Annotated in this window: 22 protein-coding genes and 1 other RNA gene; 13 read left to right on the forward strand and 10 right to left on the reverse strand. The window is 74.3% G+C overall.

Features of this window, described 5'->3' with window-relative positions; genetic code table 11:
* Positions 1-17: 17 nt before the first annotated feature.
* Together K7396_RS25650 and K7396_RS25655 are read left to right on the forward strand one after the other, a co-directional pair.
* Positions 18-1,211, forward strand: a complete 1,194-nt coding sequence (locus tag K7396_RS25650; protein ID WP_086720431.1) for a lipid-transfer protein — start codon at positions 18-20, stop codon at positions 1,209-1,211.
* 317 nt (positions 1,212-1,528) lie between these two features.
* Positions 1,529-2,974, forward strand: a complete 1,446-nt coding sequence (locus K7396_RS25655; RefSeq protein WP_174886991.1) for an MFS transporter — start codon at positions 1,529-1,531, stop codon at positions 2,972-2,974.
* A 37-nt stretch (positions 2,975-3,011) separates the two neighbouring features.
* Here the strand turns inward: K7396_RS25655 and K7396_RS25660 are convergent, their stop codons facing one another.
* From K7396_RS25660 to K7396_RS25675, 4 genes are read right to left on the reverse strand one after another with little or no spacing between them, the layout of a single operon-like run.
* Positions 3,012-3,617, reverse strand: coding sequence for a response regulator transcription factor (locus K7396_RS25660; RefSeq protein WP_086717508.1), 606 nt, complete (start codon positions 3,615-3,617; stop codon positions 3,012-3,014).
* Positions 3,614-5,056, reverse strand: coding sequence for a sensor histidine kinase (locus tag K7396_RS25665; RefSeq protein ID WP_086717510.1), 1,443 nt, complete (start codon positions 5,054-5,056; stop codon positions 3,614-3,616). Before K7396_RS25665 ends, K7396_RS25660 begins: the two co-directional genes overlap by 4 nt.
* Positions 5,057-5,062: 6 nt before the next feature.
* Positions 5,063-5,791 carry an ABC transporter permease gene (locus K7396_RS25670; RefSeq protein ID WP_086717511.1) on the reverse strand — a complete coding sequence of 243 codons (729 nt, stop codon included), beginning with the start codon at positions 5,789-5,791 and terminating at the stop codon, positions 5,063-5,065.
* On the reverse strand, positions 5,791-6,768 hold the full coding sequence (locus tag K7396_RS25675) for an ABC transporter ATP-binding protein (RefSeq protein ID WP_086717512.1): 978 nt from the start codon (positions 6,766-6,768) through the stop codon (positions 5,791-5,793). The genes K7396_RS25670 and K7396_RS25675 overlap by 1 nt, the downstream gene beginning before the upstream one ends.
* 352 nt (positions 6,769-7,120) lie before the next feature.
* Between K7396_RS25675 and K7396_RS25680 the strand changes: the two genes are divergently transcribed.
* The 3 genes from K7396_RS25680 (at position 7,121) to K7396_RS25690 (ending at position 10,275) form a co-directional block, all read left to right on the forward strand.
* A complete protein-coding gene (locus tag K7396_RS25680; RefSeq protein WP_086717514.1) occupies positions 7,121-7,996 on the forward strand; it encodes a MaoC/PaaZ C-terminal domain-containing protein in 876 nt (291 codons plus the stop codon).
* Between the two features lie 142 nt (positions 7,997-8,138).
* The gene (locus K7396_RS25685) at positions 8,139-9,215 is read left to right on the forward strand and encodes a Zn-dependent alcohol dehydrogenase (protein WP_086717515.1); all 1,077 of its coding nucleotides are present in this window, start codon (positions 8,139-8,141) and stop codon (positions 9,213-9,215) included.
* A gap of 100 nt (positions 9,216-9,315) precedes the next feature.
* The gene (locus K7396_RS25690; protein ID WP_086717516.1) at positions 9,316-10,275 is read left to right on the forward strand and encodes a 3-oxoacyl-ACP reductase; all 960 of its coding nucleotides are present in this window, start codon (positions 9,316-9,318) and stop codon (positions 10,273-10,275) included.
* Positions 10,276-10,382: 107 nt separating this feature from the next.
* Here the strand turns inward: K7396_RS25690 and K7396_RS25695 are convergent, their stop codons facing one another.
* Positions 10,383-10,550, reverse strand: coding sequence for a hypothetical protein (locus K7396_RS25695; RefSeq protein ID WP_167392746.1), 168 nt, complete (start codon positions 10,548-10,550; stop codon positions 10,383-10,385).
* A 161-nt stretch (positions 10,551-10,711) separates the two neighbouring features.
* A complete protein-coding gene (locus K7396_RS25700) occupies positions 10,712-12,190 on the reverse strand; it encodes a hypothetical protein (RefSeq protein WP_086717517.1) in 1,479 nt (492 codons plus the stop codon).
* Positions 12,191-12,420: 230 nt separating this feature from the next.
* Here K7396_RS25700 and K7396_RS25705 point away from each other — a divergent pair, with 230 nt between their 5' ends.
* Genes K7396_RS25705 through K7396_RS25715 form a run of 3 tightly spaced genes read left to right on the forward strand, consistent with a single transcriptional unit; the run spans position 12,421 to position 15,233 of the window.
* The gene (locus K7396_RS25705; RefSeq protein ID WP_174886990.1) at positions 12,421-13,299 is read left to right on the forward strand and encodes a Nif3-like dinuclear metal center hexameric protein; all 879 of its coding nucleotides are present in this window, start codon (positions 12,421-12,423) and stop codon (positions 13,297-13,299) included.
* Positions 13,296-14,039: a zinc ribbon domain-containing protein gene (locus tag K7396_RS25710; RefSeq protein WP_208629203.1), complete on the forward strand. Its 744-nt coding sequence runs from the start codon at positions 13,296-13,298 to the stop codon at positions 14,037-14,039. The genes K7396_RS25705 and K7396_RS25710 overlap by 4 nt, the downstream gene beginning before the upstream one ends.
* A gap of 3 nt (positions 14,040-14,042) precedes the next feature.
* Positions 14,043-15,233, forward strand: coding sequence for a bifunctional RNase H/acid phosphatase (locus tag K7396_RS25715; protein WP_086721519.1), 1,191 nt, complete (start codon positions 14,043-14,045; stop codon positions 15,231-15,233).
* 105 nt (positions 15,234-15,338) lie between these two features.
* On the opposite strand, the gene eda is transcribed toward K7396_RS25715, so the two are convergent.
* Together eda and yaaA are read right to left on the reverse strand one after the other, a co-directional pair.
* Complete coding sequence (gene eda / locus K7396_RS25720; protein WP_152104979.1) at positions 15,339-16,067, reverse strand: bifunctional 4-hydroxy-2-oxoglutarate aldolase/2-dehydro-3-deoxy-phosphogluconate aldolase; 729 nt, start codon at positions 16,065-16,067, stop codon at positions 15,339-15,341.
* A gap of 103 nt (positions 16,068-16,170) precedes the next feature.
* Positions 16,171-16,968 (reverse strand): peroxide stress protein YaaA, encoded by a 798-nt coding sequence (gene yaaA, locus K7396_RS25725; RefSeq protein ID WP_152104978.1) that lies wholly within the window; start codon positions 16,966-16,968, stop codon positions 16,171-16,173.
* 170 nt (positions 16,969-17,138) lie between these two features.
* On the opposite strand from yaaA, the gene K7396_RS25730 reads away from it, so the two are divergent.
* Entirely contained in the window at positions 17,139-18,623 is a 1,485-nt protein-coding gene (locus K7396_RS25730; protein ID WP_152104977.1) for an RNB domain-containing ribonuclease, read from the forward strand.
* 41 nt (positions 18,624-18,664) lie between these two features.
* Here the strand turns inward: K7396_RS25730 and K7396_RS25735 are convergent, their stop codons facing one another.
* Together K7396_RS25735 and K7396_RS25740 are read right to left on the reverse strand one after the other, a co-directional pair.
* Positions 18,665-19,345: a hypothetical protein gene (locus K7396_RS25735; protein ID WP_223660202.1), complete on the reverse strand. Its 681-nt coding sequence runs from the start codon at positions 19,343-19,345 to the stop codon at positions 18,665-18,667.
* A complete protein-coding gene (locus tag K7396_RS25740) occupies positions 19,342-20,154 on the reverse strand; it encodes a MerR family transcriptional regulator (protein ID WP_152104976.1) in 813 nt (270 codons plus the stop codon). The genes K7396_RS25735 and K7396_RS25740 overlap by 4 nt, the downstream gene beginning before the upstream one ends.
* Before the next feature lie 114 nt (positions 20,155-20,268).
* Between K7396_RS25740 and rnpB the strand changes: the two genes are divergently transcribed.
* The 4 genes from rnpB (at position 20,269) to K7396_RS25760 (ending at position 24,546) form a co-directional block, all read left to right on the forward strand.
* Positions 20,269-20,669: RNase P RNA component class A (gene rnpB / locus K7396_RS25745), an RNA gene on the forward strand.
* Between the two features lie 661 nt (positions 20,670-21,330).
* Positions 21,331-21,600, forward strand: coding sequence for a hypothetical protein (locus tag K7396_RS25750; RefSeq protein WP_086718521.1), 270 nt, complete (start codon positions 21,331-21,333; stop codon positions 21,598-21,600).
* A 91-nt stretch (positions 21,601-21,691) separates the two neighbouring features.
* Entirely contained in the window at positions 21,692-22,363 is a 672-nt protein-coding gene (locus tag K7396_RS25755; protein ID WP_223660203.1) for an ABC transporter ATP-binding protein, read from the forward strand.
* On the forward strand, positions 22,360-24,546 hold the full coding sequence (locus K7396_RS25760; protein ID WP_086718519.1) for a hypothetical protein: 2,187 nt from the start codon (positions 22,360-22,362) through the stop codon (positions 24,544-24,546). Before K7396_RS25755 ends, K7396_RS25760 begins: the two co-directional genes overlap by 4 nt.
* Positions 24,547-24,642 lie beyond the last annotated feature (96 nt).

Below are 24,642 nucleotides of genomic sequence, written 5' to 3' on the forward strand. Positions count from 1 at the left end.
CTTCCAGGAGGACATCCATGGCTGGCAAGGCGTACGTCGTAGGCGTCGGGATGACGAAGTTCGAGAAGCCCGAGACCCGCGAGTGGCAGTACTGGGACATGGCGGAGGAGGCGGGCACCGAGGCGCTCGCCGACGCGGGCATCGGCTACGAGGCGGTCGAGCAGCTGCCGGTCGGCTTCTGCTACCAGGCCTCGACGGCCGGCCAGCGCGCCGCGTACGAACTGGGCCTGACCGGCATCCCGGTCTACAACGTCAACAACAACTGCGCGACCGCCTCCACCGCGCTGATGATGGCGCGCCAGTTCGTCGAGGCCGGGATCAACGACTGCGTGATGGCGCTCGGCTTCGAGAAGATGAAGCGGGGCGCGCTGGGCGGCGGCGCGGACAGCGGCGACTTCCGGACGTCGCCGGTGGCCCGCCACTACGGGGTGATGGCCGCCGCCCACGGCTTCGAGATGACCCCGCCCACGGCCCAGATCTTCGGCAACGCGGCCCGCGAGCACATGGAGCGCCACGGCACCACCGCCGAACAGCTCGCCGCGGTCGGCGCCAAGAACCACCGGCACTCCGCCCACAACCCCCGCGCCCAGTTCCGGGACGTCTACACGGTCGAGGAGGTCCTCGCCGCGAAGACCATCCACCGGCCGCTGACCCGGTTGCAGTGCTCTCCGACGTCCGACGGCGCGGCCGCCGCCGTGGTCGCCTCCGAGCGGTTCGTGCGCGAACACGGGCTGGCCGACCGGGCGGTGGAGATCGTCGCGCAGGCCATGACGACGGACACCGAGGAGAGCTTCGCGTCCGGGTCCTGCATCGACGCCGTCGGCAAGCCCATGACGCGGGCCGCGGCCCGGCAGGCGTTCGCGGCCGGCGGCCTCGGCATCGAGGACGTCGACGTCATCGAGCTGCACGACTGCTTCTCGGTCAACGAGCTGCTGACGTACGAGGCGCTGGGCATGTGCGCGGACGGGGAGTCGGGGAAGCTGGTCGCCGACGGCGCCACGACCTACGGCGGCCGGTGGGTGGTCAACCCGTCCGGCGGCCTGATCTCCAAGGGGCATCCGCTGGGCGCGACGGGGCTGGCCCAGACCGCCGAACTGGTCTGGCAGCTCCGCGGCACGGCGGGCGAGCGACAGGTCCCCGGCGCCCGGGTGGGCCTGGCCCACAACATCGGCCTGGGCGGGGCCGCGGTGGTGACGGTGCTGCGAAGGTGAGCGGGGCGGTGCGGTCGTCCCGCCCCCGTCGTTGTGGCCGTCCGGCGGTGCGGGAGTCCTCCCCGCCGCGGGTGCGGTCATCCTGCCGGTGCGGTCATCCTGCCGGTGCGGTAATCCCGCCGTTTTCTTGGGTAGTTGGCCCTTCGGGGGCACTCCCGTCCCCTAGGGGCCAGCCCCTACGGCGCCTGCGCACCCCTGAGCCCCGCCCCCTCACGGCCCCGGCCCCCGCCCGAGTCCTCCGCCCGGCGGCCTGGGTCCCCGGCCGGATGGCCTGTGCACCGATATACCGATGCGGGATTCAAGCGGCGAATGCGAGCATGGGCGGCATGCCGCCGATAGCCGCCCCCGCCACCCTGCCCGGAACCACCCGCCGGACGGCCGCACCGGCCTGGCTGGTGATGGTGCTGGTGTGTGCGGGGCAGTTCCTGGTCGTCCTGGACGTCTCCGTCGTCAATGTGGCCCTGCCCGCCATGCGGACCGGGCTGGGCCTGAGCGAACTGGGCCTGCAGTGGATCGTCAACGCGTACGTGATCACCTTCGCCGGCTTCATGCTGCTCGGCGGCCGGGCCGCCGATCTCTTCGGCCGTAAGCGGATCTTCGTCCTCGGGCTGGCGCTGTTCACCGTCGCGAGCCTGGGCGGCGGGCTGGCCCAGCAGCCCTGGCAGCTGATCGCGGCCCGGACGGTCCAGGGCATCGGCGCCGCCGTGCTCTCGCCGGCCACCCTCACCATCCTCACCACGTCGTTTCCGGCCGGTCCGGCCCGTACGCGTGCCATCGCCACCTGGACGGCGGTCGGCGCCGGCGGTGGCGCGGTGGGCGGTCTGGTCGGCGGGGTGCTCACCGAATACCTGTCCTGGCGCTGGGTGTTGCTGATCAACGTCCCGGTGGGGGCGCTGGTGCTGGCCGGCGCGGTGCTGTGGCTCACCGAGAGCAGGCAGGGTGCCGCGCGGCGGCTGGACGTGCCCGGCGCGGTGCTGGTGACCGCCGGGCTCGCGCTGGTGGCCTACGGGATCGTGCAGACCGAGACGGTCGGCTGGGCCTCGGCCGCCGCGCTGCTGCCGCTGGCCGCCGGGCTGGTCGTGATCGCGGTGTTCCTGGCCGTCGAGGCGCGCGCCAAGGCGCCGCTGATGCCGCTGGCGCTCTTCCGGGTGCGCTCGGTCTCGTCGGCGAACGGGGCGATGGTGCTGGCCGGCGCCGCGATGTTCTCGATGTGGTACTTCCTGTCGCTGTATGTGCAGAACGTGCTGGGCTACCGGCCCCTGGAGGCCGGGCTCTCCTTCATCCCGCACTCGCTGTCCATCGTGCTCGGCTCCAAGATCGGGCCGCGGCTGATGAACCGGGTGGGCGCCAAGACCCTGGCCGTCACCGGTGCGGTGATCTCCGCGTCCGGTATGGCGTGGCAGGGCACGATGGACGTCCACGGCACCTACCTCGGCACGATCCTCGGCCCCGGCATCCTGATGGCGCTGGGCGCGGGCCTGACCGCGACGCCGATCGCGGCGATCGCCACGTCCGGTGCCGACCCCGCCGACCAGGGCCTGGTCTCCGGACTGATCAACACCTCCCGCCAGATGGGCGGCGCGCTGGGCCTGTCGGTCCTGTCGACCGTCGCCGCGACCCGCAGCGCGGCCGGGCACGGCCCGAAGGCCCTGGCGGACGGGTACGGTCTGGCCTTCCACGTCGGCGGCGGGATCCTGCTGGGCAGCATCGTGCTGATGGTCCTCGCGCTGCCCCGGCGACCGGCGGACGCCGCCCACGACTGAGCCGCGAGCGGGCCCCGGCTCCCGCGTCGGCCCCCACCTACAGCCAGCCGTTGCGCCGTGCGGCCCGCACCGCCTCCATGCGGTTGCGGGTGCCGGTCTTGCCGATGGCGGCGGAGAGGTAGTTGCGGACGGTGGCCTGGGAGAGGTGGAGCCGGCCGGCGATGTCGGCGACGGTGGCGCCGTCCACGGCGGCGGTCAGGACGTCGCGTTCGCGCTGGGTCAGGGGGTTGGGGCCGGCGCTCAGCGCCGCCGCGGCGAGACCGGGGTCGATCACCCGCTCGCCGGCGAGCACCCGGCGGATCGCCGCCGCCAGATCCTCCACCGGGCCGTCCTTCACCAGGAAGCCGGAGGCCCCGGCCTCCATCGCACGGCGCAGATAGCCGGGCCGGCCGAAGGTCGTCACGATGAGGACCTTGCAGGACGGCAGTTCCGTGCGCAGGTCGGCCGCGGCGTCCAGGCCGCTGCGGCCGGGCAGTTCGATGTCCAGGAGCGCGATGTCGGGACGGGCTTCCAGGGCGGCGGCGACGATCTGGTCGCCCGCCGCGACCTGGGCCACGACCCGCATGTCCTCCTCCAGGTCGAGCAGCAGCGCCAGCGCGCCCCGCATCATTCCCTGGTCCTCCGCCAGCAGGACCTTGATCACCTGGTCAACTCCTCCACGTCCGCCATATCGCCCGTGCCGACCGGCAGTTCGGCCGTGACACGGAAGCCGCGCCGGCCGTCCGGGCCGCTGCGCAGGGTGCCGCCCACCGCGGCCAGCCGCTCGGCCAGCCCCTTCAGGCCGGTGCCGCCCACGGGCCCCGAAGAGCCGGCCGCCGCCGGGGTGTCCGGTGCGCCGGAACCCCGTGCGGGGTCCGGACGGCCAGGGTCCGCCGTGCCGTAGGCGCCGTCCGTACCGCTCCGCCCGCCGGCCGCCCCGCCGCCGTCCGGGTCGTCGCCGCCTCCGGGGATGCGGTCGCGGTGCCTGGCCGGGCCGGGTGTCGCGGCAGCACCGGAGCTTACGGGACCGCGGCCGTCGTCCGTGATCGTCAGCCGGACCCGCTCCTCGTCGGCGTGCACGTCGATCTCGCAGCGGGTGGCGCCGCTGTGCCGGACGGTGTTGGTGACGCCCTCGCGGACCACCCAGCCCAGCAGCGCGCCGGCCTGCGGGGGCAGCGGCGGCCCCGCCTGCCGTACGACGGGCTCGATCCCGGCCGCCTCCAGCGCCGAACGGGCCCGGTCGAGTTCGGTGGTCAGGCTGCCCTCGCGGTAGCCGGTGACCGCCTCGCGGATCTCGGTCAGCGCCTGCCGGCCGACCGCCTCGATGTCGGCGGCCTGGGCGAGCGCCGCCTCCAGGTCGCGCGGGGCCAGGCGGCGGACCGCCTCGGCCTTGACCACCACGACGGACAGGGTGTGCCCCAGCAGGTCGTGCAGATCGCGGGAGAAGCGCAGCCGCTCCTTCTCGACGGCGCTGCGGGCCAGCTCCTGGCGGGTGGTGTTCAGCTCCTGGATGGTGTCGAAGAGGCTGAGGACCGTGGCCGTCACCGCGCCGGACAGGAAGCTGCCGTAACCGATGCCGAACGAGCCCCACGGCTGGTCGTTGTGGCCGCCGGCCAGATACCCGGCCGTGCCGCTGAGCGAGATCAGCCAGAGGGCGAGCTTCTTGCCGCGCAGGGCGCGGACCGTGCCCGAGGCCAGCGACAGCAGCGGGAAGAACAGGAACCAGTTGCCGCCGAACCCGAGGGCGATGGCGAAGGTGACGGCGGTCAGCAGGCCCAGCGCGTACACCGGCCGCCGGGAGTGCCGCAGCCGCGGGTCGAACGACGACCAGACGACGGTGATGTAGAGGGAGTTGAAGGCGAGCAGCCCGAGGCCGGCCAGCCAGGGGTTGCCGGTCTTGCCCTGGATGATGTTGGAGAAGGCGCCCAGGCCCATCAGCAGCCAGGGCAGGAAGGCGTACTTGCCCGGCCCCCGGTCGGTCTTCGTGCCGGGCTGCTTCGGCCGGCACGCGCGGCCGTCGGCGCCCTCCGCGCCGCCGGGCCCGTCGTCCCCCGCGGCCCACTGCTTGGTCTGCTGCACTGTCGCTTCCCCGGTCTGCGTCATCGTCGATCACACCGTGCGTGCGGCCCGACGGTACGCGTACACCGCGTAACCGCCGAAGAGTGCCAGCCAGGCGGCCAGGACCGCCACTGTGTCCAGGCCCGGTGCGCCGCCCTGGGTGATGCTCTGGCCGAGTTCGGCGAAGCGGTTGCCGGGGGTCCAGGAGGACAGCGCGCGCAGCCAGCCGGGGAACAGCTCGGCCGGGAACCACAGGCCGCCGACGATCGACAGCAACAGCAGGCAGCCGGTGTTGACCACGCCGGTGGACTGCGCGGTCAGGCGGTAGCCGTTGCCGAGGCCGAGCAGGGTGAAGGGGGCGGTGCCGATCCACAGCAGCCCGGCCAGCGCGGCCCACTGCCAGGCCGGCAGCCGGACGCCGTTGACCAGCGCGCCCACCAGCAGCACGGAGGCGAGGGCCGGCAGCACGGTCACCGCGGAGGTCAGCCCCCGGCCCACGACGACCTGCACCGGGCCCAGCGGGGTGATGCGCAGCTGCCGCAGCCAGCCCAGTTGTTTGTCCTCGGCGACGCCGGTGCCCGTGCCGATCGCCGCGCCCAGCGCGCCGTACGCGGCCATGCCGACCATCGACGCGGTCTTCCACTCCATGCCGGCGCCGCCGGGGCCCGCGCCGATGTTGGTCATCAGCAGGTACATCAGCACCGGCATCCCGATGCCGAAGATGACGAAGCCCCGGTCGCGCAGGGTGCGGCGCACTTCGAGACGGATGTAGTCGAGCATCACGCGAGCTCCTTCGCGGACCGGGTGGCGGCGGGCGCCGGGGTGGGGGAGGCGTTGCCGGAGGTGAGGGCGAGGAAGGCGTCCTCCAGGCCGGCGGGGGCGACCTGGAGCCCGCGGACGAGGCCGAGTCCGGCCAGCGCCACGACCGTCGCGTCGGAGTCCGCCGTCCGCAGCAGCGCGCGGTCGCCGCGCACCTCCACGGCGCTCACGCCGGGCAGTCCGGCCAGTGGCCCGGTCGACGCGCCCGCGAGGTCGAAGGAGACCAGCGAGCCGCCGGCCCGGCGCTTGATCGCGTCGCCGGTGCCGTCGGCGACCACCCGGCCGGCGTCCATCACCACGATCCGGTCGGCGTGCTCGTCCGCCTCCTCCAGATAGTGGGTGGAGAACACGACGGTGTTGCCGCGGCGGGCGTAGGCTCGCATCGCGCGCCAGAAGACCCGGCGCGCCTCGACGTCCAGTGCCGCGGTCGGCTCGTCGAGCACCAGCAGTTCGGGGTTGCCGGCCAGCGCGACCGCGAAGCGGACCCGCTGGGCCTGCCCGCCGGACAGCCGGTCCACCCGTCGCCCGCCGAACTCGCCCAGGCCCGCCAGCTCCAGGGTCTCGGTGACGTCCAGGGGACGGGGGTACGTGCCGGCGACGAAGGTGATCAGTTCGCGGACGGTGACCCGCGGTACGGCCTTGCCGTCCTGCAGCATCGCGCCGACCCTGCCCGTCCGCACCGCGGTCTCCGGGGTGCCCGCGAACAGCCGCACCGAGCCCGTGCCGGGCGGCAGCAGGCCGAGCAGCAGGGCGAGGGTGGTGGACTTGCCCGCGCCGTTGCGGCCGAGCAGCGCCACCGTCTCGCCCGCCGCGATCTCCAGGTCGAGCCCGTCCACCGCGCGCACCGCGCCATAACTCCGCGTCACCCCGGAGAAGGCCACGGCCGGCGCCCTCGCTGCGGTGTGCGCCGTGCTGTCCGGCCTTTTCGTCTGCGTCATGCCCGCCCCGCCTCTCGTTCCGATGCCTACGACGTTACGGAGAGTTTCCGGGCGGCGTCAGAGGCGAATGTGTGTGATCCCGACTGACAAATGTCACGGTTGGGCGCGGCCAGGAGCGCTCCGAGGGCCGGAGGGCGGCGGGGACACGGCGTATCTGACAAAGTGTCAGAGGGGTTCCGGGTGCCGGGCGGATCGGCTATACATGGGAGCCATCGGCTAGAACGCGTTCTAGAAGTGCACGCGGTGTGCTGTCCGAGCGCGGCCGCGCCGACCAGATACGACCCCGGCACGGTCGACGGTGCGGACGGCCGGGCCGGGGTCTTCGCAACGTGGTGAAGGAGCAAGCAGCCCCATGCCCATCGACGCCGCCAAGGCCACCTCCGCCGAGCCGCGGACCACCGAACTCGCCTGGGACCACAAGGACGTCCAGCTCTACCACCTCGGTATCGGGGCCGGCGCGGCCACACCGGAGAAGCCCCACCCCGCCACCGACCCGGACGAACTGCGCTACACCCTGGAGAGCGCGCTGCGGGTCCTGCCCGCCTTCGCCACCGTCGCGGGCGGCGGCATGGCGGTCGCCGGCGGACTCGCCGCGCCGGGCATCGACGTCGACCTCGCCGCGGTCCTGCACGGCGGACAGACCGTCACCGTGCACCGCGCCCTCCCGGTGAGCGGCCGCGCCACCCAGACCTCGTCCGTGCCCGCCGTGTACGACAAGGGCAAGGCGGCCGTCATCGTGCTGCGCTCCGAAGTCGCCGACGACGACGGTCCGTTGTGGACCTGCGACACCCAGATCTTCGTCCGCGGCGAGGGCGGTTTCGGCGGCGAGCGCGGCCCCTCCGCCCGCCTCGAACTCCCCGACCGCGCCCCCGACCTGCGCACCGAACGCCACATCCGCCCCGACCAGGCGCTGCTCTACCGCCTCTCCGGCGACTGGAACCCGCTGCACGCCGACCCCGAGTTCGCCAAGCTCGCCGGCTTCGACCGGCCGATCCTGCACGGGCTGTGCACCTACGGGGTCACCCTCAAGGCCGTGGTCGACACGCTGCTCGGCGGCGACGTGACCCGGGTGCGGTCGTACACGACCCGCTTCGCCGGGGTGGTCTTCCCCGGGGAGACGCTGCGAATCCGAATGTGGCAGGAGCCCGGCCGGGTCCAGGTGTCGGTCACGGCCGCCGACCGCGACGAGGCGCCCGTACTGGCCGACACCGTGGTGGAGCACAGCTAGCGCCGTCCCTTCCGGCCCGGGGCCCCACGAGCCGGCGCCGCACGACGGGCGCGGCCGCGCGGCGCCGCCCCGGTGCGGGCCGTCCCCGGCCGGTCGCAAACGGGGGCGGACATGCCTTCGTACGTACGAGAGGAGCCGTGACATGCGCGCAGCCGTACAGCACGAGACAGGCCAGGACAAGCTCGAAGTCGTCGACGACATCGAGGCGGTGGGGTTCGGCCCCGGCAAGGTCAGGATCCGTATCCGGGCGACCGGACTGTGCCACTCCGACCTCTCGGCGATGAACGGGGTGCTGCCGCAGCCCGCCCCCTTCGTCCCCGGGCACGAGGGCGCCGGCGAGATCCTCGACGTGGGCGACGGCGTCACCGGGCTCGCCCAGGGTGACCGCGTCCTGATGTGCTGGCTGCCCGCCTGCGGCAGCTGCCCGTCCTGCAAGCGCGGCCAGACCCACCTGTGCCTGGCCGGGTTCATGAACGCCGGCACCCCCAACTTCCGGCGCGCCGGCGGCGACGTCTTCGGGTTCGCCGGTACCGGCACCTTCACCGAGGAGGTCGTGGTCGCCGCCCACTGCGCCGTCCCGATCCCGGATGACGTCCCCTACGAGATCGCCGCGCTCATCGGCTGCGGCGTCACCACCGGACTCGGCGCGGCCCTCAACACCGCCCAGGTGGAGGCCGCTTCCTCGGTCGCGGTGATCGGCTGTGGCGGCGTGGGCATCTCCGTCATCCAGGGGGCGCGGGCCTGCGGCGCGGCCCAGATCATCGCCGTCGACCCGGTGCCCGCCCGCCGGGAGGCCGCGCTCCGCTTCGGCGCCACCGAAGCCGTCGCCCCGGAGGAGTTCGCCGACGCCAAGGCCCGGATCACCGCGGGGGAGGGCTTCGACTACGTCTTCGAGGTGGTCGGCAAGTCCGCCACCGCCCGCACCGCCTACGAGATGACCCGGCGCGGCGGCACCCTGTGCGTGGTCGGCGCGGGCGCCATGGACGACACCTTCCAGGTCAACATGTTCGAGCTGTTCTTCGACGAGAAGCGGATCCTGCCGTCCCTGTACGGCGGCGGGGACGTGCTGCGCTCCTACGAGCGCGCCATCGCCCTGTGGCGGGCCGGCCGGATCGACCTCGAAGGTCTGATCACCCACCGTGTACGGCTCGCCGAGATCAACGAGGCGCTCGACCAGATGCGCTCCGGGACCGCGCTGCGCACCTGCATCGAGATCTGACGCCCGCGGCGCCCACGCTTCCACGGGAGCGCGCCGCCGCTCCCCTCACCCCGTATCCACCGCACCGCATCGCGCTCCGAGACGACTGGAGAGGACAGGAATGGCACAGCCACTGGAGGGCCTGACCGCGATCGTCACCGGTGCCGGGCGCGGCCTGGGCCGCGCCGAAGCCCTGGAACTCGCCCGCCTCGGCGCGTCCGTCGTGGTCAACGACTACGGACAGCCGGGCCGCGACGGCTCGGGCGAAGCCTCGGCGGCACCCGCCGAGGACGTCGCCGCCGAGATCCGCGCGGCGGGCGGCCGGGCCGTCGCCCACCTCGGTGACGTCGCCGACCACGACCACGCCCGCGCCCTGGTGCACCTGGCGGTCGAGACGTACGGACGGCTCGACATCCTGGTCAACAACGCGGGCATCCTGCGCGACCGGATGGTGTTCTCGATGACCGAGGACGAGTGGGACTCGGTCATCCGCGTGCACCTCAAGGGCCACTTCAACACCACCCACTTCGCCGCCGTCCACTGGCGCGAGCGCGCCAAGGCGGGTGGCGGCCCGGTGCACGGCCGGATCATCAACACCTCCTCCGAGGCGTTCCTCGCGGGCTCGGCGGGCCAGCCCAACTACGCCGCGGCCAAGGGCGGCATCGTCGGCCTGACCACCTCCACGGCACTGGCGCTGGGCAAATACGGCGTGACCGCCAACGCGATCTGCCCGCGCGCCCGTACCCGTATGACGGAGGACGTCTTCGCCGGCTTTCCCGCCGAGCCTGCGGGCCGGGAGCCCGGGGAGGGCGGGCTCGACGTGCTCGCGCCCGAACACGTCGCACCGCTCGTCGGCTACCTCGCCTCGCCGGCCGCGGCCGGGGTCAACGGCCAGCTGCTGGTCGTGCACGGCGGCATGGTGGCCGTCGCCGAACGCCCGCGGATCGCCGCCAAGTTCGACACCGCCAAGGACCTCTTCAGCTTCGAGGAGCTGGACGGCCTGCTGACGCCGTACTTCGCCGAGCGCCCACCGGGGGAGACGTTCGCGGCGGCCGAGGTGCTGGCCCTCAAGCACGGCTGACGGCCCCGGGCGCGGCACGCACAACGGCCGTGGCCACCGTCTGCGCGATGCGGTGCGGTGGCCACGGCCGTGCGTACGGTCGGGGGCCGGGGCCCGCCGGACCGCCCTTACGCGTCCTGCGGCTGCTTGTCCCGGCGGTGCCGGCCATGGGCGGCGGAGCCGGACTCCTCAGCGGCGGCCGGGCCACGGTGCCTGCCGGAGCTTGCGGCCTCGGCGGCCTGGGCGGATGCCTCCTGGGGGCTCGCCTGGGTCGTGTCGGTTCGGGCTTCGGACATGGAAAGAGTCACTCCGTCAGATCGCTTACAGCTGTACGCGTCGGGACCTCGCCCGACGGCCGCCAAGGCTGACCCAGAGCGGCACTGTCGGTGGCCGGTCAACCGGCTGCGCAGCCCCCGCCCGGAATTCTAACGGGGCCGGAAATAGCGCTCCACCGGGTCTACCGGGCCGCCAGCGGCGCCTGCTGCAACGGCACTGGCCTGCGAATGTGAGGATGCGCGGGCAGGCGCCGCGGTTCCGCGGGCCGGGCCTGCGGATGTGCAGATGCTGTGGAGCGGTTGTCGGCGACTCCTGCATCCAGGACAATCCCCCCGCCGCTCCCGGCGCCCGCCCCGCAGGGCGCTCCCCGCAGTGGCTGTACGGGGACGTCGAGTGGTCGTGGCGAGGGTGCCGGGCCGGGCGGCCGGGGCGCTGCCACTGCCCGCGGAGGGTCCGCCGGCAGCGGCAGCGGCTGCGGCAGCGGCTGCGGCATCGCGCCCGCCGGTCGCGCCGGGGGCATCGGGCCCGCCGGCCGCCGCGCCTCCACGGCCCGCGGCGGCTCCACCGGATTCACCGATTCCACGGGCTCCACCGATTCCAGAGGCTCGGCCGGCTCCACGAATTCCACGGGCTCCACGGGCTCCGCCCCCCGTCCCGGTCCCGCCACCCGTGCCACCCCGCACGGCTCCGCCCCCGTCGCGTACGGCAGGAGCAGCGCGCCCGCCGCCGTCCACAGGCCGGATCCGGCCAACCACCCCTCGGGGGCCGGGAGGTGCCGCACCTGCCGTTCCGCGGGTCGCCAGACGACCGGCCAGGTGCCGTTCGCCGTCTCCATCCGGAACGCCACCGCGCAGCTCTCCGGCGCCGGCATCTGCCCCGGCTGCATCGCGAACGGGGTGAGCGTGCCCTCCGCCGGCCGCAGGCACTCCGGGAAGCGCACCGGGCGGCTGCTGCCCCATACGCCCCAGCCCAGCCGGTCGTGCCCCGGGGCGTCGGACCGTACGAGCAGCAGCCCGCTGTCCGGATCGGCGAGCAGCAGCCGGTCGTTGCTCTCCTCGGTGATCTGCAGCAGCGGGCCGGTCTCGCCGCCCCGCTCCAGATCGGCCACCACGGTCTTCGTCCGGCCGTCCCGCTCCCGGTCCAGGGCCAGCAGCCGGCCGCCGCGGTCCAGCCAGACGCCGCCCGTGCAGCGGCCGGTGATCCGGGCGATCCGCTCGGGGCCGCCCGCGCCGCCGTGCAGCAGCCACAGCGCGGTGTGGTGCGCCTCGGGCGCCAGGGCGTAGGCCCGCCTCCCGTCGGGGGCGGGCGGCAGCAGGGTGAGTTCGGGGACCGGGACGGCGCCCAGCAGGAGTTCGCCGGTGCCGGGGCCCGCCGGGTAGAGCAGGGAGGCGGCGAAACGGTCGGCGATCCGGCGCAGGATCAGCACCCGCCCGTCCGTGAGCGGCAGCAGGGCGCTGTCCGGCTCCTCGGGCTGGGTGCCCTGCAGCGGCACGGCGTACGGCTCGGGGCCGCTCAGCGTCCAGCGCTCCGGAAACCAGCTCCCGGCGGCGTCGTCGTGACGGGCGAGCCGGGCGGCGTACGAGCCGTCGGCGGCGATCGTCAGCGCCGCGCGGTGCGTGCTGACCGGCGCCGTGGCGTCCTCGGGGGCACAGATCGTCATCGAGTGGTCACCTCCAGTCCGCGGCCGACGCTAGTTTTCGTACGTCCGGCCGATCGCCGACAGGTGCCACACTTCACGCATAAGGGTGGCGATTGTCCGGTTCGCCGGTGTTCAAGAGGGCCGTCGTGCTTCGGAATGCACGCAGGGGCCGAGCGGCGGAGGGGGAGGGGCCGGGGGAGACGTCCACAGGGCCCCGCGCCATGTCACAGCTGGGGGGTAACCTTCCACCCGTGCCCGTACTGTCTGAAGTCCTCACCGCGCTCGACGCCCTCTGGCCCCCCGAGCGGGCCGAAGGGTGGGACGCCGTCGGCACGGTCTGCGGAGACCCCGGCAGCGAGGTCCGCCGGGTGCTGTTCGCCGTCGACCCCGTCCAGGAGATCGTCGACGAGGCGGTGCGGCTCGGCGCCGACCTCCTCGTCACCCACCACCCGCTCTATCTGCGCGGTACGACGACGGTCGCGGCCTCGACCTTCAAGGGCAAGGCCGTGCACTCGCTCATCAAGCACGACATCGCCCTGCACGTCGCGCACACCAACGCCGACACCGCCGACCCCGGCGTCTCCGACGCCCTGGCCGGCGCCCTGGACCTGCGCATCCTCGGCCCGCTCGTCCCGGACCCGAGCGATCCGGCGGGCCGCCGCGGCCTCGGCCGGATCTGCGAGCTGCCGCACCCGATGACGCTGGCCGAACTCGCCGCCCACGCCGCCGAGCGGCTGCCCGCCACCGCGCAGGGCATCCGGGCGGCCGGCGACCCGGACCGCGAGATCCGGACCCTCGCCGTCTCCGGCGGCTCCGGCGACAGCCTCTTCGACGACGTGCGGGCGGCCGGTGCGGATGCCTTCCTCACCGCCGACCTGCGCCACCACCCGGCCTCCGAAGCCACTCAGACCACCGGGCGGAACAGCCCGCTGGCGCTGCTCGACGCCGCCCACTGGGCCACCGAGTGGCCGTGGTGCGAGCAGGCCGCCGCACAGCTCGACGCGATCTCCGACCGGCACGGCTGGGGACTGCGTACGCACGTCTCCCGCACGGTCACCGACCCCTGGACCGCCCACGCGGCGTCCACCCCCCTCTCCACCCCGACCCACACCACAGGAGCCCCACGCTGAACGCCGCGCCCGCCGACCAGATCCGCCTCCTCGACGTCCAGGCCCTGGACGTGAGGCTCACCCAGCTCGCCCACCGGCGCAACAACCTGCCCGAACTGGCCGAGCTGCAGACCCTGGAGGCCGACCTCATCCAGCAGCGCGACCTGCTCGTCGCCGCGCAGACCGAGGAGAGCGACACCAGCCGCGAGCAGACCAAGGCCGAGCAGGACGTCGACCAGGTGCGCCAGCGCGCCGCCCGCGACCAGAAGCGCCTGGACTCCGGTGCCGTCACCTCCCCCAAGGATCTGGAGAACCTCCAGCACGAACTGACCTCGCTGGCCAAGCGCCAGGGCGACCTGGAGGACGTCGTCCTGGAGGTCATGGAGCGCCGCGAGAGCGCCCAGGAGCGGGTCACCGAGCTGACCGGCCGGGTCGACGCCATCCAGGCCAAGGTCGACGACGCCACCGCCCGCCGGGACGCCGCCCACGCCGAGATCGACGCCGAGCGCGGCACGGTCGCCAAGGAGCGCGAGCTGACCGTCGCCGACATCCCGGCCGACCTGCTGAAGCTCTACGACAAGATCCGTGCGAAGGAGGGCGGCGTCGGAGCGGCCCGCCTCTACCAGCGCCGCTGCGAGGGCTGCCGCCTGGAGCTGAACATCACCGAGGTCAACGACGTGCGCGCGGCCGCCGCCGACGCGGTCCTGCGCTGCGAGAACTGCACCCGCATCCTGGTCCGTACGCCCGACTCGGGTCTCTAGGCCGTGACCCGCACGCTGATCGTCGAGGCGGACGGCGGGTCCCGGGGCAACCCGGGGCCGGCCGGCTACGGCGCGGTCGTCCTCGACCCGGAGTCGGGCGAGGCACTGGCCGAGGCCGCCGAGTTCATCGGCACCGCGACCAACAACGTCGCCGAGTACAAGGGCCTGGTGGCCGGTCTGCGGGCGGCCCACGCGATCGCCCCGCAGGCCCGGATCCGGGTGCGGATGGACTCCAAGCTCGTCGTCGAGCAGATGTCGGGGCGCTGGAAGATCAAGCACCCGGACATGAAGCCACTGGCCGCCGAGGCCGGTTCGGTCTTCCCGTCCGGCCAGGTCACCTACGAGTGGATCCCGCGCGCGCGGAACAAGCACGCCGACCGGCTCGCCAACGAGGCGATGGACGCCGGGAAGGCCGGCCGGCAGTGGGAGCCGGGCCACTCCACGGCGGCGCTCGCCACGGCCGCCGCGCCCGCCCGCAGCGCCGCCGCCCGGGCCGCCGACGAGGCGGTGGCGACGGCGGAGGACTCCGCCGCCGGCGCCCCGGCGGTCGGCTGGGGCTCTCCCGACCTCGGCCCGCCCGCGACCTTCGTCCTGCTGCGGCACGGCGAGACCCCGCTCACGCCCGAGAAGCGGTTCTCCGGCAGCGGCGGCACCGACCCCGCGCTCTCCGCCGCAGGACGCCGCCAGGCCGAGGCGACCGCCGCCGCGCTCGCCGCCCGGGGCACGATCCAGGCCGTCGTCAGCTCACCGCTGCGGCGCTGCCGGGAGACCGCCGGGGCGGTCGCGGAGCGGCTCGGCCTGGAGGTCCGTATCGAGGAGGGCCTGCGCGAGACCGACTTCGGGGCGTGGGAGGGGCTGACGTTCGCCGAGGTGCGCGAGCGCCACCCCGAGGACCTCGACGCCTGGCTCGGCTCCGCCAAGGCGGCGCCCACCGGGGGCGGCGAGTCCTTCGCGACGGTCGCCCGCCGCGTCGCCGTCGCCCGCGACAAGCTCCTCGCGCGCTACGCGGGCCGGACCGTCCTTGTGGTCACCCACGTCACCCCCGTCAAGACGCTGGTCCGCCTCGCGCTGGGCGCCCCGCCGGAGTCGCTGTTCCGGATGGAGCTGTCCGCGGCGTCGCTCTCGGTCGTCGCGTACTACGCCGACGGCAACGCCTCGCTGCGGCTGCTGAACGACACCTCGCACCTGCGGTAGGGCCGCTGCCGGGGCCGTGGACCCCGTCGTACGCCGCTGCGTACGCGACAGGGCCCGGCCGCCACCGGATGACCGGTGGCGGCCGGGCCCTTCGTGCGTGCGGGCTCAGGCCGCCAACGCCGCCGCCTCCCGGGCGAGTCGGCGCACCCGGTCCCAGTCCTTGGCGGCTAGTGCCTCGGCGGGCAGCATCCAGGTGCCGCCGACGCAGCCGACGTTCGGCAGCGCCAGGTAGGAGGGGGCGGAGACCGGGCCGATGCCCCCGGTCGGGCAGAAGCGGGCCCGCGGCAGCGGCGCGGCCAGGGAGGCGAGATAGGCGGTGCCGCCGGCCGCCTCGGCCGGGAAGAACTTCAGCTCGGTGAGGCCCTCCTCCAGCAGGGTCACCACCTCCGAGGCCGTGGAGACCCCCGGCAGGAACGGCAGCCCGGAGTCCTTCATCGCGCCCAGCAGCCGCGGCGACCAGCCGGGGCTGACCAGAAAGCGGGCGCCGGCCGTGCGGGCCGCCTCGACCTGTCCGGGGGTGAGCACGGTGCCGGCGCCGATCACCGCCTCGGGGACCTCGGCGGCCACGGCCCGGATCGCGTCCAGCGCGGCGGTCGTCCGCAGGGTCACCTCGATCGCGGGCAGCCCGCCCGCGACCAGGGCACGGGCGAGCGGTACGGCGTCGGCCGCGTCGTCCAGCACGACGACCGGGATGACGGGGGCGAGCCCGAGGACCGACGGGGCGGCTCGGTCCTGCTCGGACGCGGAGGAGGGCGCGGGGGCGGCGGGCGCGGAGGGGCCGGCGGGACCGGGGGACGCGGAAGAGGAGGCGGCGGCGCGAGTCACGCCGCCCATACTGCGCGCGGGGGCCGCACTGTGCAACGAGTGTTGCACAGGGCGCAACGAAGGCTTGGCGGTCCGCGCTCCGGCCCCGCCCCCGGGCCCTCCTCGCCCCGCCCTACAGCTCCGTCACGATCACATCGACGGCCCACGCCTTGCCGGCCTTCGCCGGAGGCTCCGCCTCCACCACGTACCCCAGGTCCCGCAGCGCCTCCACCAGCTCCGCGGGGCCGGCCGGCGCCAGGCCCGCCGACAGCAGGTCCCGGACCAGCCGTCCCTTGGTGGCCTTGTTGAAGTGGCTGACCACCGTCCGCTTCTCCACCCCGGCCACGGTCTTCGACTGCAGCACCCGCACCGTCGCGGTGCGCCCGGCCACCTCGCCCTTGGGCTTCCAGGCCGTCGCATACGCCGCCGAGCGCAGATCGAGCACCAGCCCCTCCCCGGCGGCCTCGGGCAGCACCTCGGCCATCGGCGCCCGCCAGTACGCGCCCAGCGCGCCGAGCCCCGGCAGCTTCACGCCCATCGAGCAGCGGTAGGACGGAATCCGGTCGCCGACCCGTACGGCGCCCCACAGGCCCGAGAACACCAGCAGGGACCGCTCGGCCCGCTCACGCGCCGCCCCGTCCAGGGAGGCCAGGCCGAGCGCGTCGTAGAGCACCCCGGTGTAGATCTCCCCGGCCGGCCGGGTGCCCGCGGTCCGCAGCCCGGCGTTCTTGGCGATCTCGCCCCTGAGGCCGTCGCTGAGCCCGAGCACCTCCCGGGCCTTGGTCTCGTCCGCCGCGCACAGCCCGACCAGTTCCTCCAGCACCGCCTCGCGCGCGGCGGTCAGCGCCGGCAGCGACAGCGCACCGGTGTCCAGCGGCGCCCCGGCCGCGACCGCGGCCTTCCCTTCGGACGGCGGCAACAGCACGAGCACGGTGTTCTCCTTCACGGCGGTACGGGCGGGGGTGCGGCCCCGGGAAAGCGTATGGCCTGCGGCGGGCGGCCGGAGAACCGCCGGGGACCCCGGGGCGGCCCGTCGCGTCGAGCGCCCGCCGTCACCCGCCTGCCGCGCCGGGAGCGGCCGCCCGCCATACGCTCGATGGCATGCCCCGTCTCCATATGCACGTGACCGACGCGGCCGAGGCCCCGCTCCGGGTCGCGCTGCGTGAGCTGCGCGGAAGGCTGGAGATCCCGGACCACTTCCCGCCCACGGCACAGGCCGAGGCGGAGAGCGCCGCCCGCGCCCCGCGCATCCCGGCCGCCGACGGCGCGGTGGCGACCACGCACGCCCTGGAGGACGCCGGCGACCTTCCGCTCTTCACCCTCGACCCGCCCGGCTCCCTCGACCTCGACCAGGCCATGTTCCTGTCCCGGCGACCCGGCGGGGGCTATCGCGTCCACTACGCCATCGCCGACGTCGCCTCCTTCGTGACCCCCGGCGGCGCCCTGGACGCCGAGGCCCACCAACGGGTGACGACCCTCTACTTCCCCGACGAGCACGTCCCGCTCCACCCCCACGTGCTGAGCGAGGGCGCCGCCAGCATGCTGCCCGACCGGGACCGCCCGGCCGTCCTGTGGCAGCTCGACCTCGACGCCGACGGCGCGCTGACCGACACCTCCGTACGCCGCGCCCTGGTCCGCTCCCGCGCCCGGCTCGACTACGCCGGCGTCCAGCGGGTCCTCGACGACGGGACGGCCGAGGAGCCGCTCGCCCTGCTCCGCGAGATCGGCCTGCTGCGGGAGGAGCGGGAGGTCGCGCGGGCCGCGATCTCGCTGAACGTCCCCGAGCAGGAGATCGTCGAGCGCGACGGCCACTACACCCTCGAATACCGCGCCCCGCTCCCCGCCTACGGCTGGAACGCGCAGATCTCCCTGCTCACCGGCATGGCGGCGGCCGAGCTGATGCTTGCCTCCGGCACCGGCATCCTCCGTACGCTGCCCTCCGCCCCCGACGGCTCGGTCGCCCGGCTCCGGCTGACCGCCCGCGCGCTCGGCGTCGACTGGCCGCACCACACCTCGTACGCGGCGCTGATCCGGACCCTCGACCCGCGCTGCCCCGCGCACGCCGCCTTCCTCCAGGAGTGCACCGCCCTGCTGCGCGGCGCCGGCTACACCGCCTTCGACGGCACCGCGCCCCCGGCCTCCAAGTCGCGGCACGCCGCGGTCGCCGCCCCCTACGCGCACGCCACCGCGCCGCTGCGGCGGCTGGCCGACCGCTACACCTCCGAACTGTGCCTGGCGGCCTCGGCCGGCAGGGAACCGCCCGGCTGGGTGCGTAGCGCGCTGCCCGCCCTGCCCCGCGAGATGGAGGCCGGCAGGCGGCGCGCCAACCAGGTGGAGCGGTCCTGTGTCGACCTCGTGGAGGCGGCGCTGCTGCGGGACCGGGTCGGCGAGATCTTCGAGGCGCTGGTCGTCGACATCCAGGAGAAGGACCCCACCCACGGCACCGTCCACCTCTACGACCCGGCCGTCATCGGCACCGTCGAAGCCGCCCCGGAAGGCCCCGCCCTGCCGCTGGGCCACCGCATCCCGGTCCGCCTCGCCGAAGCCGACCCGGGCCACCGCCCGGTCCGCTTCACCGCCGCCTGACCGCGCCCCCGGCCGCCCCGGACACCGCGTCCCGGCCGCCCTCAGCCGCCGCCTCCGCGCCCCGCGCCCCTCGCCGTCCCTTCCGCCCGCGGGACCGCCCCCGCCGCCTGCTCCCGCCGGGCCGCCACCGCCGCCACCCGCTCCCGCAGCTCCGCCACCGCCGCCCGCGCGTCGTCGGCGTGGAACCGCACCGTACGCACCGACTCCCGCCGCCCCAACAGCCCGACGGCCACGACCGGTTCGGACAGTTCGACGGTGACCGAGGTCTGACCGCCGACCGCCAGCTCCACCGCCTCGCCGCCGCCCTTCTCCGCTGCCCTGACGAACCGGAGGTCGTGGCGCACCGCGGCGATCCGCTCCAGCGGAATCCGGATGTCCCGGCGCGCGCCCTCCCGCAGCCACAGCGTGTCCGCGCCCAGCACATGCGGCCGGGTGACCGCCGCCGCCTGCAACCCGAGCATCATCACAACCGTGTAGCAGTCCAGGACCAGCATCACCGCGTGCGCCACGGGATGGTCCGCGAGCAGCACCGCGAGCCCGACCGTCTCCACCACGCACACGAACGTCAGCCCGTACACGAACGCCGCCTGCGCCCCCGCGTACCCCAGCGCCCGCTCGCCCGGCGCCACCCCGATCCGCCGCCGGGCCGCCCACCAGCCCAGGCTGACCAGCCACCGCGCCTCGTGGGCGGCCAGCCGGCGCAGCGCGCTCTCCCGGCTCACCGCGCACGCTCCGCGACCATCCGGATGGCCCGGCGCAGAGCCTGCGCCTGCGCCGGCGCGAAGTGCGCGTAGTACGCCGCCATGAAGCCCTCGTCCGCCTCCTGGCCCGCCCCGGCGACCCGTTCCCAGTGCTCCGCCTCGACCTCGCCGGCCAGCGCCGCCGGAATGCAGTCCGCGAGGGCCCGCGCGGCCGGTTCCACCCGCGGGTCGTCCACCGCGGCGTCCGCCAGCGCGTCGAGCAGCCCGTACACCTCGTACGTCCGGTCCATCGCCCCCGGCGCCGCGGCCATCTCCCCGAGCAGCTCCACCATCCGCTTCCTCCCCGCCGCCCCGCCCGTCGATTCGAGCAGCGCCAGCACCTCCCGCTCCTTCGCCGCCATCGCGGGCTCCGGGCCGGGGCGCCCGGCCGAGGTCCGCGCCATCTCCGCGAAGAGCGCCGCCAGTTCGTCCGACACCGGTCCCTCCGCGGGCAGCCCGCCGTGCTGCTCCGCCTGCCGCCGCACCGCCGCCAGCCGGGCCCGCCGCGCCCGGATCTCCTCCTCCTGGCGGGCCAGGTCCGCGTCCAGCCCGTCCAGCACCTCGTGCAGCTCCCGCCCGGCGTCGTCGGCGAGCACGTCCCGCGCCTCGTCCAGCCCGAGCCCCAGCTCCGTCAGCCGGCGCACCCGGGCGAGCGCGACGGCGTCCCGCAGCCCGTAGTCCCGGTAGCCGTTGGCCCGGCGTTCCGGCTCGGGCAGCAGCCCCAGGTGGTGGTAGTGGCGTACGGCACGGGTACTGACGCCGACCAGACCTGCGAGTTCACCGATTCTCATGCGCCCAGTACAAACGTTGCCGCTGCGACAAGGTCAAGAGCGGGGCCCAGCGGCGTACGGGCCAGCCCGGCGAGGGCCGGTGTCCCCTACGGGTAGCATGGTCGCCACGGCGGACGAGCCGGCCGGACGGCCGCGTGGGGATCGACGATCTCCCCGAGGAACGTCCGGGCTCCACAGGGCAAGGTGGTGGGTAACGCCCACCCGGGGTGACCCGCGGGACAGTGCCACAGAAAACAGACCGCCGGAGGCTTCGGCCCCCGGTAAGGGTGAAACGGTGGTGTAAGAGACCACCAGCCTCCGAGGTGACTCGGAGGGCTAGGTAAACCCCACCTGGAGCAAGGTCAAGAGGAGGCATCGGCTGATGCCTCTGCGCGGACGACCGAGGGCTGCCCGCCCGAGTCCGCGGGTAGACCGCACGAGGCTGCCGGCAACGGCAGCCCTAGATGGATGGCCGTCTCCCCCCGGCCCGCAAGGACCGGGGGCGACAGAACCCGGCGTACAGGCCGACTCGTCCGCCGCCCAGCTCTTCTGAGCTGGGCTTTCTCTTTTCCCCTGCTTTCCCGTCCGGGGGCGGGGAGAATTCGGGGAGTGCGGGGAATGCGAAATTCCGTGGCCTTCCGGGCGGCCCGGCCTCGTATTCGTGAACCCCGTCAGGCCGAGGAAAAGCGGCCGTGGGGATTCCGAACCCGACGGCCGTGTATTCAGGCCACGCGCTCGGCGAACTGCCGGAACGGCGGGCGGGGGACGGGAATGACCGCTTCAGTGGGTGGCGCGAGTCCCGTGGCGGGCCGGAGAATCCTTGCGGTACAAGGGGTGGCGTCGTTTCCCGGATTTTGTGGAAGGGGCGGTTCACCTCGTGTTCCGCGACGGCCCGGAACGGCCGGTGCGGAGGCCGATGAGGGAGCGCGCACTTCCACTTGGTGACCCGCGCAGGAATGCGTTCGAACCCGGGTGGGAACGGCCGCCCGCCAGGCGCAATGGCCGGAATGCTCCTTCAGGCCGTCGCTGCCGACTGTAAAGATCGGGTTCGCTCATCGCCCCTCGGTCTTTGCCGGAGGGCGTCTGCCTGACAACGGGAGAGGCTTCATGAAGAGAACCGGCAGATTGGTGTCACGGGCAGCTGTGGTGGTCGCGGGGGTTGCCATAGCAGCGGGATCCACGGCCGCCTTCGCGGACATGGACCGGTACACGTCCGGCGCGCACGCCTGGCGTACGGGCGGCGGTGCCCAGGTCGGCCTGCAGGACACCAAGGGAGACGGCAACTCCGTCAAGGCCGAGTACAACCGCAACAGCCCCAGCACCGAGTTGTACACCCTCTGGAATCACAGTGGGCAGGGCACCAAGGTGTACAGCAACAAGGGTGGAAAGGTGTGGGACATGCGAGTCTGCACCGAGATCGACAAGTGGCCGGACGACTGTTCCAACTGGTGGAGCGACGACCACTGAGCCATCACGGCCACCAGAAGACCGCGCTGCCCGGGACGCTCTTCGCCCGGGCGGCGCATTTCTGATTCTCTTCTCCTGAAAGGCAGATGGCGTGTCGCATGCGTTGCCCCTGGAAGTCCGCGGGCTGGGGTACGAGGTCGGGGGCCGGCGCCTGCTCGACGGGCTCGGGCTTGTGGTGAGCGCCGGCGAGTCCGTCGCCGTCATGGGCCCTTCGGGTTCCGGGAAAAGCACCCTTCTCTCCATCCTGCTGGGTCTGGTCCGTCCTGATACCGGATCAGTCGTCGTCGCCGGAAGCGATGTCGTCGCCTTACGCGGCCGCCGCCTGACGGAACACCGCAGAAAACACCTGGGAATGGTCTTCCAGTTCGGGGAATTGCTGACCGAACTCTCCCCGGTCGAGAATGTGGCGCTGGCAGCCCTGCTGGACGGCACGGACCGCGACCGCGCCTACGAGGACAGCCGTCAGCTCCTGGACGAACTCGGTGTGCCCGCCACCGACACCGCCACCAGCGACCTCTCGGGTGGTGAGCGCCAGCGGGTGGCCGTGGCCCGGGCACTGATCGGCAGCCCCGCACTCCTCCTGGCGGACGAGCCCACCGGCGCGCTCGACGAAGCAGCGCGCGACCATGTGGCCGAAACGCTGTTCGCGGTACCCGCCGCGCGCGGATGCGGACTGCTCGTCGTCACCCATGACCCCGCCGTGGCCCACCGGGCCGACCGGGTCCTGCACCTGGAACAAGGGGCCCTGGCGGGTGCGCGATGAAGCGCGGCCGCATCCACCACCTGCTCCGCATCGGCCGGGCGGCCGGGCGGACCGCCGAGGGGGGCCGGGCCCGGTTCTGGGCGCTGGCGGCCGCCACGGCGGTCGTCGCCGTCGTGCTCTGCTCGCTGGTCGCCACCGCGGCCACGTGGCAGGGGCGCGAGCAGCGCGGGGCGGCGCGCGTGCCCACCCTCGCGGGGCCCGGGCAGCACGCCTCGGCCCTGTGGAGCCGTTACTGGGACGGCTACCGAGGACGCCAGTTCACCGTGGTCGTCATCGCCCCGCTGACCAAGGACGCGCCGCTGCCGCCCGGGATCGGGCGCTGGCCGGCCCCCGGCGAGGTGTTCCTGTCGCCGGCGCTGGCCGAGGGGCCCGCCGACGAGGACTTCACCCACCGCTACGGCACCGGCGTCGGCACCATCTCCGCCGAGGGGCTGGCGTCACCGGGGGAACGGCTCGCTTATGTGCGTCCCACCGCGGCGATGCTCGGCACGGCGCAGCTGGAGCGGATCACCGGGTACGGAGGCCCCGGGCCGGTCTTCGGCGATCTGCGGATCGTCGGCCCCCGGTCGTCGATGATGGCCGTCCTGGGCGTGCTGCTGGGACTTCCCGCTCTGGGGCTCGCGGCAGCGGCGGCCCGGATGGGCGCCGCCGGACGGGACCGCCGCGACGCGCTGCTGCACACCCTCGGCGCCGGCCGGGCGGCCCGTGCCTGGCTGGACATCGGGGCCGCGGTCCGGCCCGTGGGCCTCGGGGCCGCGCTCGCCGCCCTGTGCACCGTTCCCTTCCTGCTGGTGGACGTCCGGCTGCCGTGGATCGACTACACCCTCTACGCGGTGGACCTGCGGCGTGCCGGGGTGACGCTGGCGGCCGCCGTGGCCGCCGCCGCGGTGGGAATGCTCGGACTGATCCTCGTGCTGCGCCCCGCCGCCCTGCGCAAGGCGGCCTCGACGCGGCCCCGCGCGGCAGGCAGCGGACTGCTGCGGCTGCTGGCCCTGGGGTCCTGCCCCGCGTTTCTCGTCCTGGCCCTGACGTCAAGGTCCTTCGGGGCGCAACGCTCGGCCGCGGCCTACCTGTTCGCGGTCGTCGGCGTGTGGGTGACGCTGCCCTGGGTGATCGGCTGGGCCGCGTCCCGGATCAGCGGCCGGGCCGCGAAGTCGCCGCACCACAGCGGTGCCCCGGCGCGCCTGATCGCCGCCCGCACCACCGCGGCCCGGCCCGGCACGGTCGTCCGCCTGGTCGCCGCAATGATCATCGCCATCGGTGTCATCGGCCAGACCCAGATCATCACCAGTCTCCTGTTCGCCCGCTCCGGGGACGAGGAACAGCTCAACTCCGCGCAGGGCCGGACCATGGCGCTCGTGTCCACGTCGGCGCCGCGGCTCACCGACGCCTTCACCGCCGCGCTTCCCGCGGGGGCGCACACGGTGGCCATCGGCACGGGGAACCTCCAGCCCGACGGGTCCAGCGCCGGCCGCGTCCTCCAGGCGCCGTGCGCCGGCCTGCGTGCCCTACGGCTCCCCTGTCCTCCCGCCGGGCACGAGGCCACGGTCCCGTACGGGGAACTCGACAAGCGGCTCAGGGTCTCCGGCTACCAGACCTTCGGGCAGACCCCCGCCGTCGTACGCACCGGTCCGGTCAGCGCCGTCAACCGCTCCGACGGTCTGCAGGCCGTGGTCTTCACCGACCTCGACGAGCCCATGGACATCCCGGCCGTCAAACGCGCCGCCCACCTGCACCTGAGCGTGAAGGCACGCACCGAGCCGGTGGCCGAGGACGGCGCCAAGTCCTTTGCCGTCGGCTACCAGTCACGATGGATTCCCTTCCTCGGCACCCTCGGTACGCTCGTGCTGCTCACCGCCATGGCACTCGCCGCCCTCTCGGAGTTCCTGCGGTTCTCGCAGACGCTGGCGCCCCTCACGGTGCTCACCGGACGCAGCCAGGTCTTCCACGAGACGGCGTTCTGGTGCCTCGGGGTCCCGCTGCTGGGCGCCGGCGCCGTCGGCGCCTTCGTCCACGTCGTCCTGGTCCAGCCCGTCACCGGAGGAGAGAGCGGGGCGACCCTGTCGTGGAACCTCGTCACGGCCGTCCTGACCGCGACGGTCCTGCTGGCCGCCGCCGCAACAGCCGCGGGCGGCACCACGGCCGCGCGGCGTGCGCTGGCCTGGCGGCCCCGGGCCGACTGACCGGAGGGGGGTGAGCAACTGCCGTCCGAGACGGCGCGCTTCCCCGGCCCCGGTCCTCCGCGCCTGCCCCGGCCGCGCGGGAACGGTCTGCCCCTC

The organism is Streptomyces angustmyceticus (genome assembly GCF_019933235.1).
Classification (GTDB): Bacteria; Actinomycetota; Actinomycetes; order Streptomycetales; family Streptomycetaceae; genus Streptomyces; species Streptomyces angustmyceticus.

Excerpts from the sequence above, each read along its gene's own strand:
- K7396_RS25650 (WP_086720431.1), top strand. The coding sequence starts at position 18 with ATGGCTGGCAAGGCGTACGTCGTAGGCGTCGGGATGACGAAGTTCGAG.
- K7396_RS25655 (WP_174886991.1), top strand. The coding sequence starts at position 1,529 with ATGGGCGGCATGCCGCCGATAGCCGCCCCCGCCACCCTGCCCGGAACC.
- K7396_RS25665 (WP_086717510.1), bottom strand. The coding sequence starts at position 5,056 with ATGACGCAGACCGGGGAAGCGACAGTGCAGCAGACCAAGCAGTGGGCC.
- K7396_RS25670 (WP_086717511.1), bottom strand. The coding sequence starts at position 5,791 with ATGCTCGACTACATCCGTCTCGAAGTGCGCCGCACCCTGCGCGACCGG.
- K7396_RS25675 (WP_086717512.1), bottom strand. The coding sequence starts at position 6,768 with ATGACGCAGACGAAAAGGCCGGACAGCACGGCGCACACCGCAGCGAGG.
- K7396_RS25680 (WP_086717514.1), top strand. The coding sequence starts at position 7,121 with ATGCCCATCGACGCCGCCAAGGCCACCTCCGCCGAGCCGCGGACCACC.
- K7396_RS25685 (WP_086717515.1), top strand. The coding sequence starts at position 8,139 with ATGCGCGCAGCCGTACAGCACGAGACAGGCCAGGACAAGCTCGAAGTC.
- K7396_RS25690 (WP_086717516.1), top strand. The coding sequence starts at position 9,316 with ATGGCACAGCCACTGGAGGGCCTGACCGCGATCGTCACCGGTGCCGGG.
- K7396_RS25695 (WP_167392746.1), bottom strand. The coding sequence starts at position 10,550 with ATGTCCGAAGCCCGAACCGACACGACCCAGGCGAGCCCCCAGGAGGCA.
- K7396_RS25700 (WP_086717517.1), bottom strand. The coding sequence starts at position 12,190 with ATGACGATCTGTGCCCCCGAGGACGCCACGGCGCCGGTCAGCACGCAC.
- eda (WP_152104979.1), bottom strand. The coding sequence starts at position 16,067 with ATGGGCGGCGTGACTCGCGCCGCCGCCTCCTCTTCCGCGTCCCCCGGT.
- K7396_RS25730 (WP_152104977.1), top strand. The coding sequence starts at position 17,139 with ATGCCCCGTCTCCATATGCACGTGACCGACGCGGCCGAGGCCCCGCTC.
- K7396_RS25740 (WP_152104976.1), bottom strand. The coding sequence starts at position 20,154 with ATGAGAATCGGTGAACTCGCAGGTCTGGTCGGCGTCAGTACCCGTGCC.
- K7396_RS25750 (WP_086718521.1), top strand. The coding sequence starts at position 21,331 with ATGGACCGGTACACGTCCGGCGCGCACGCCTGGCGTACGGGCGGCGGT.
- K7396_RS25760 (WP_086718519.1), top strand. The coding sequence starts at position 22,360 with ATGAAGCGCGGCCGCATCCACCACCTGCTCCGCATCGGCCGGGCGGCC.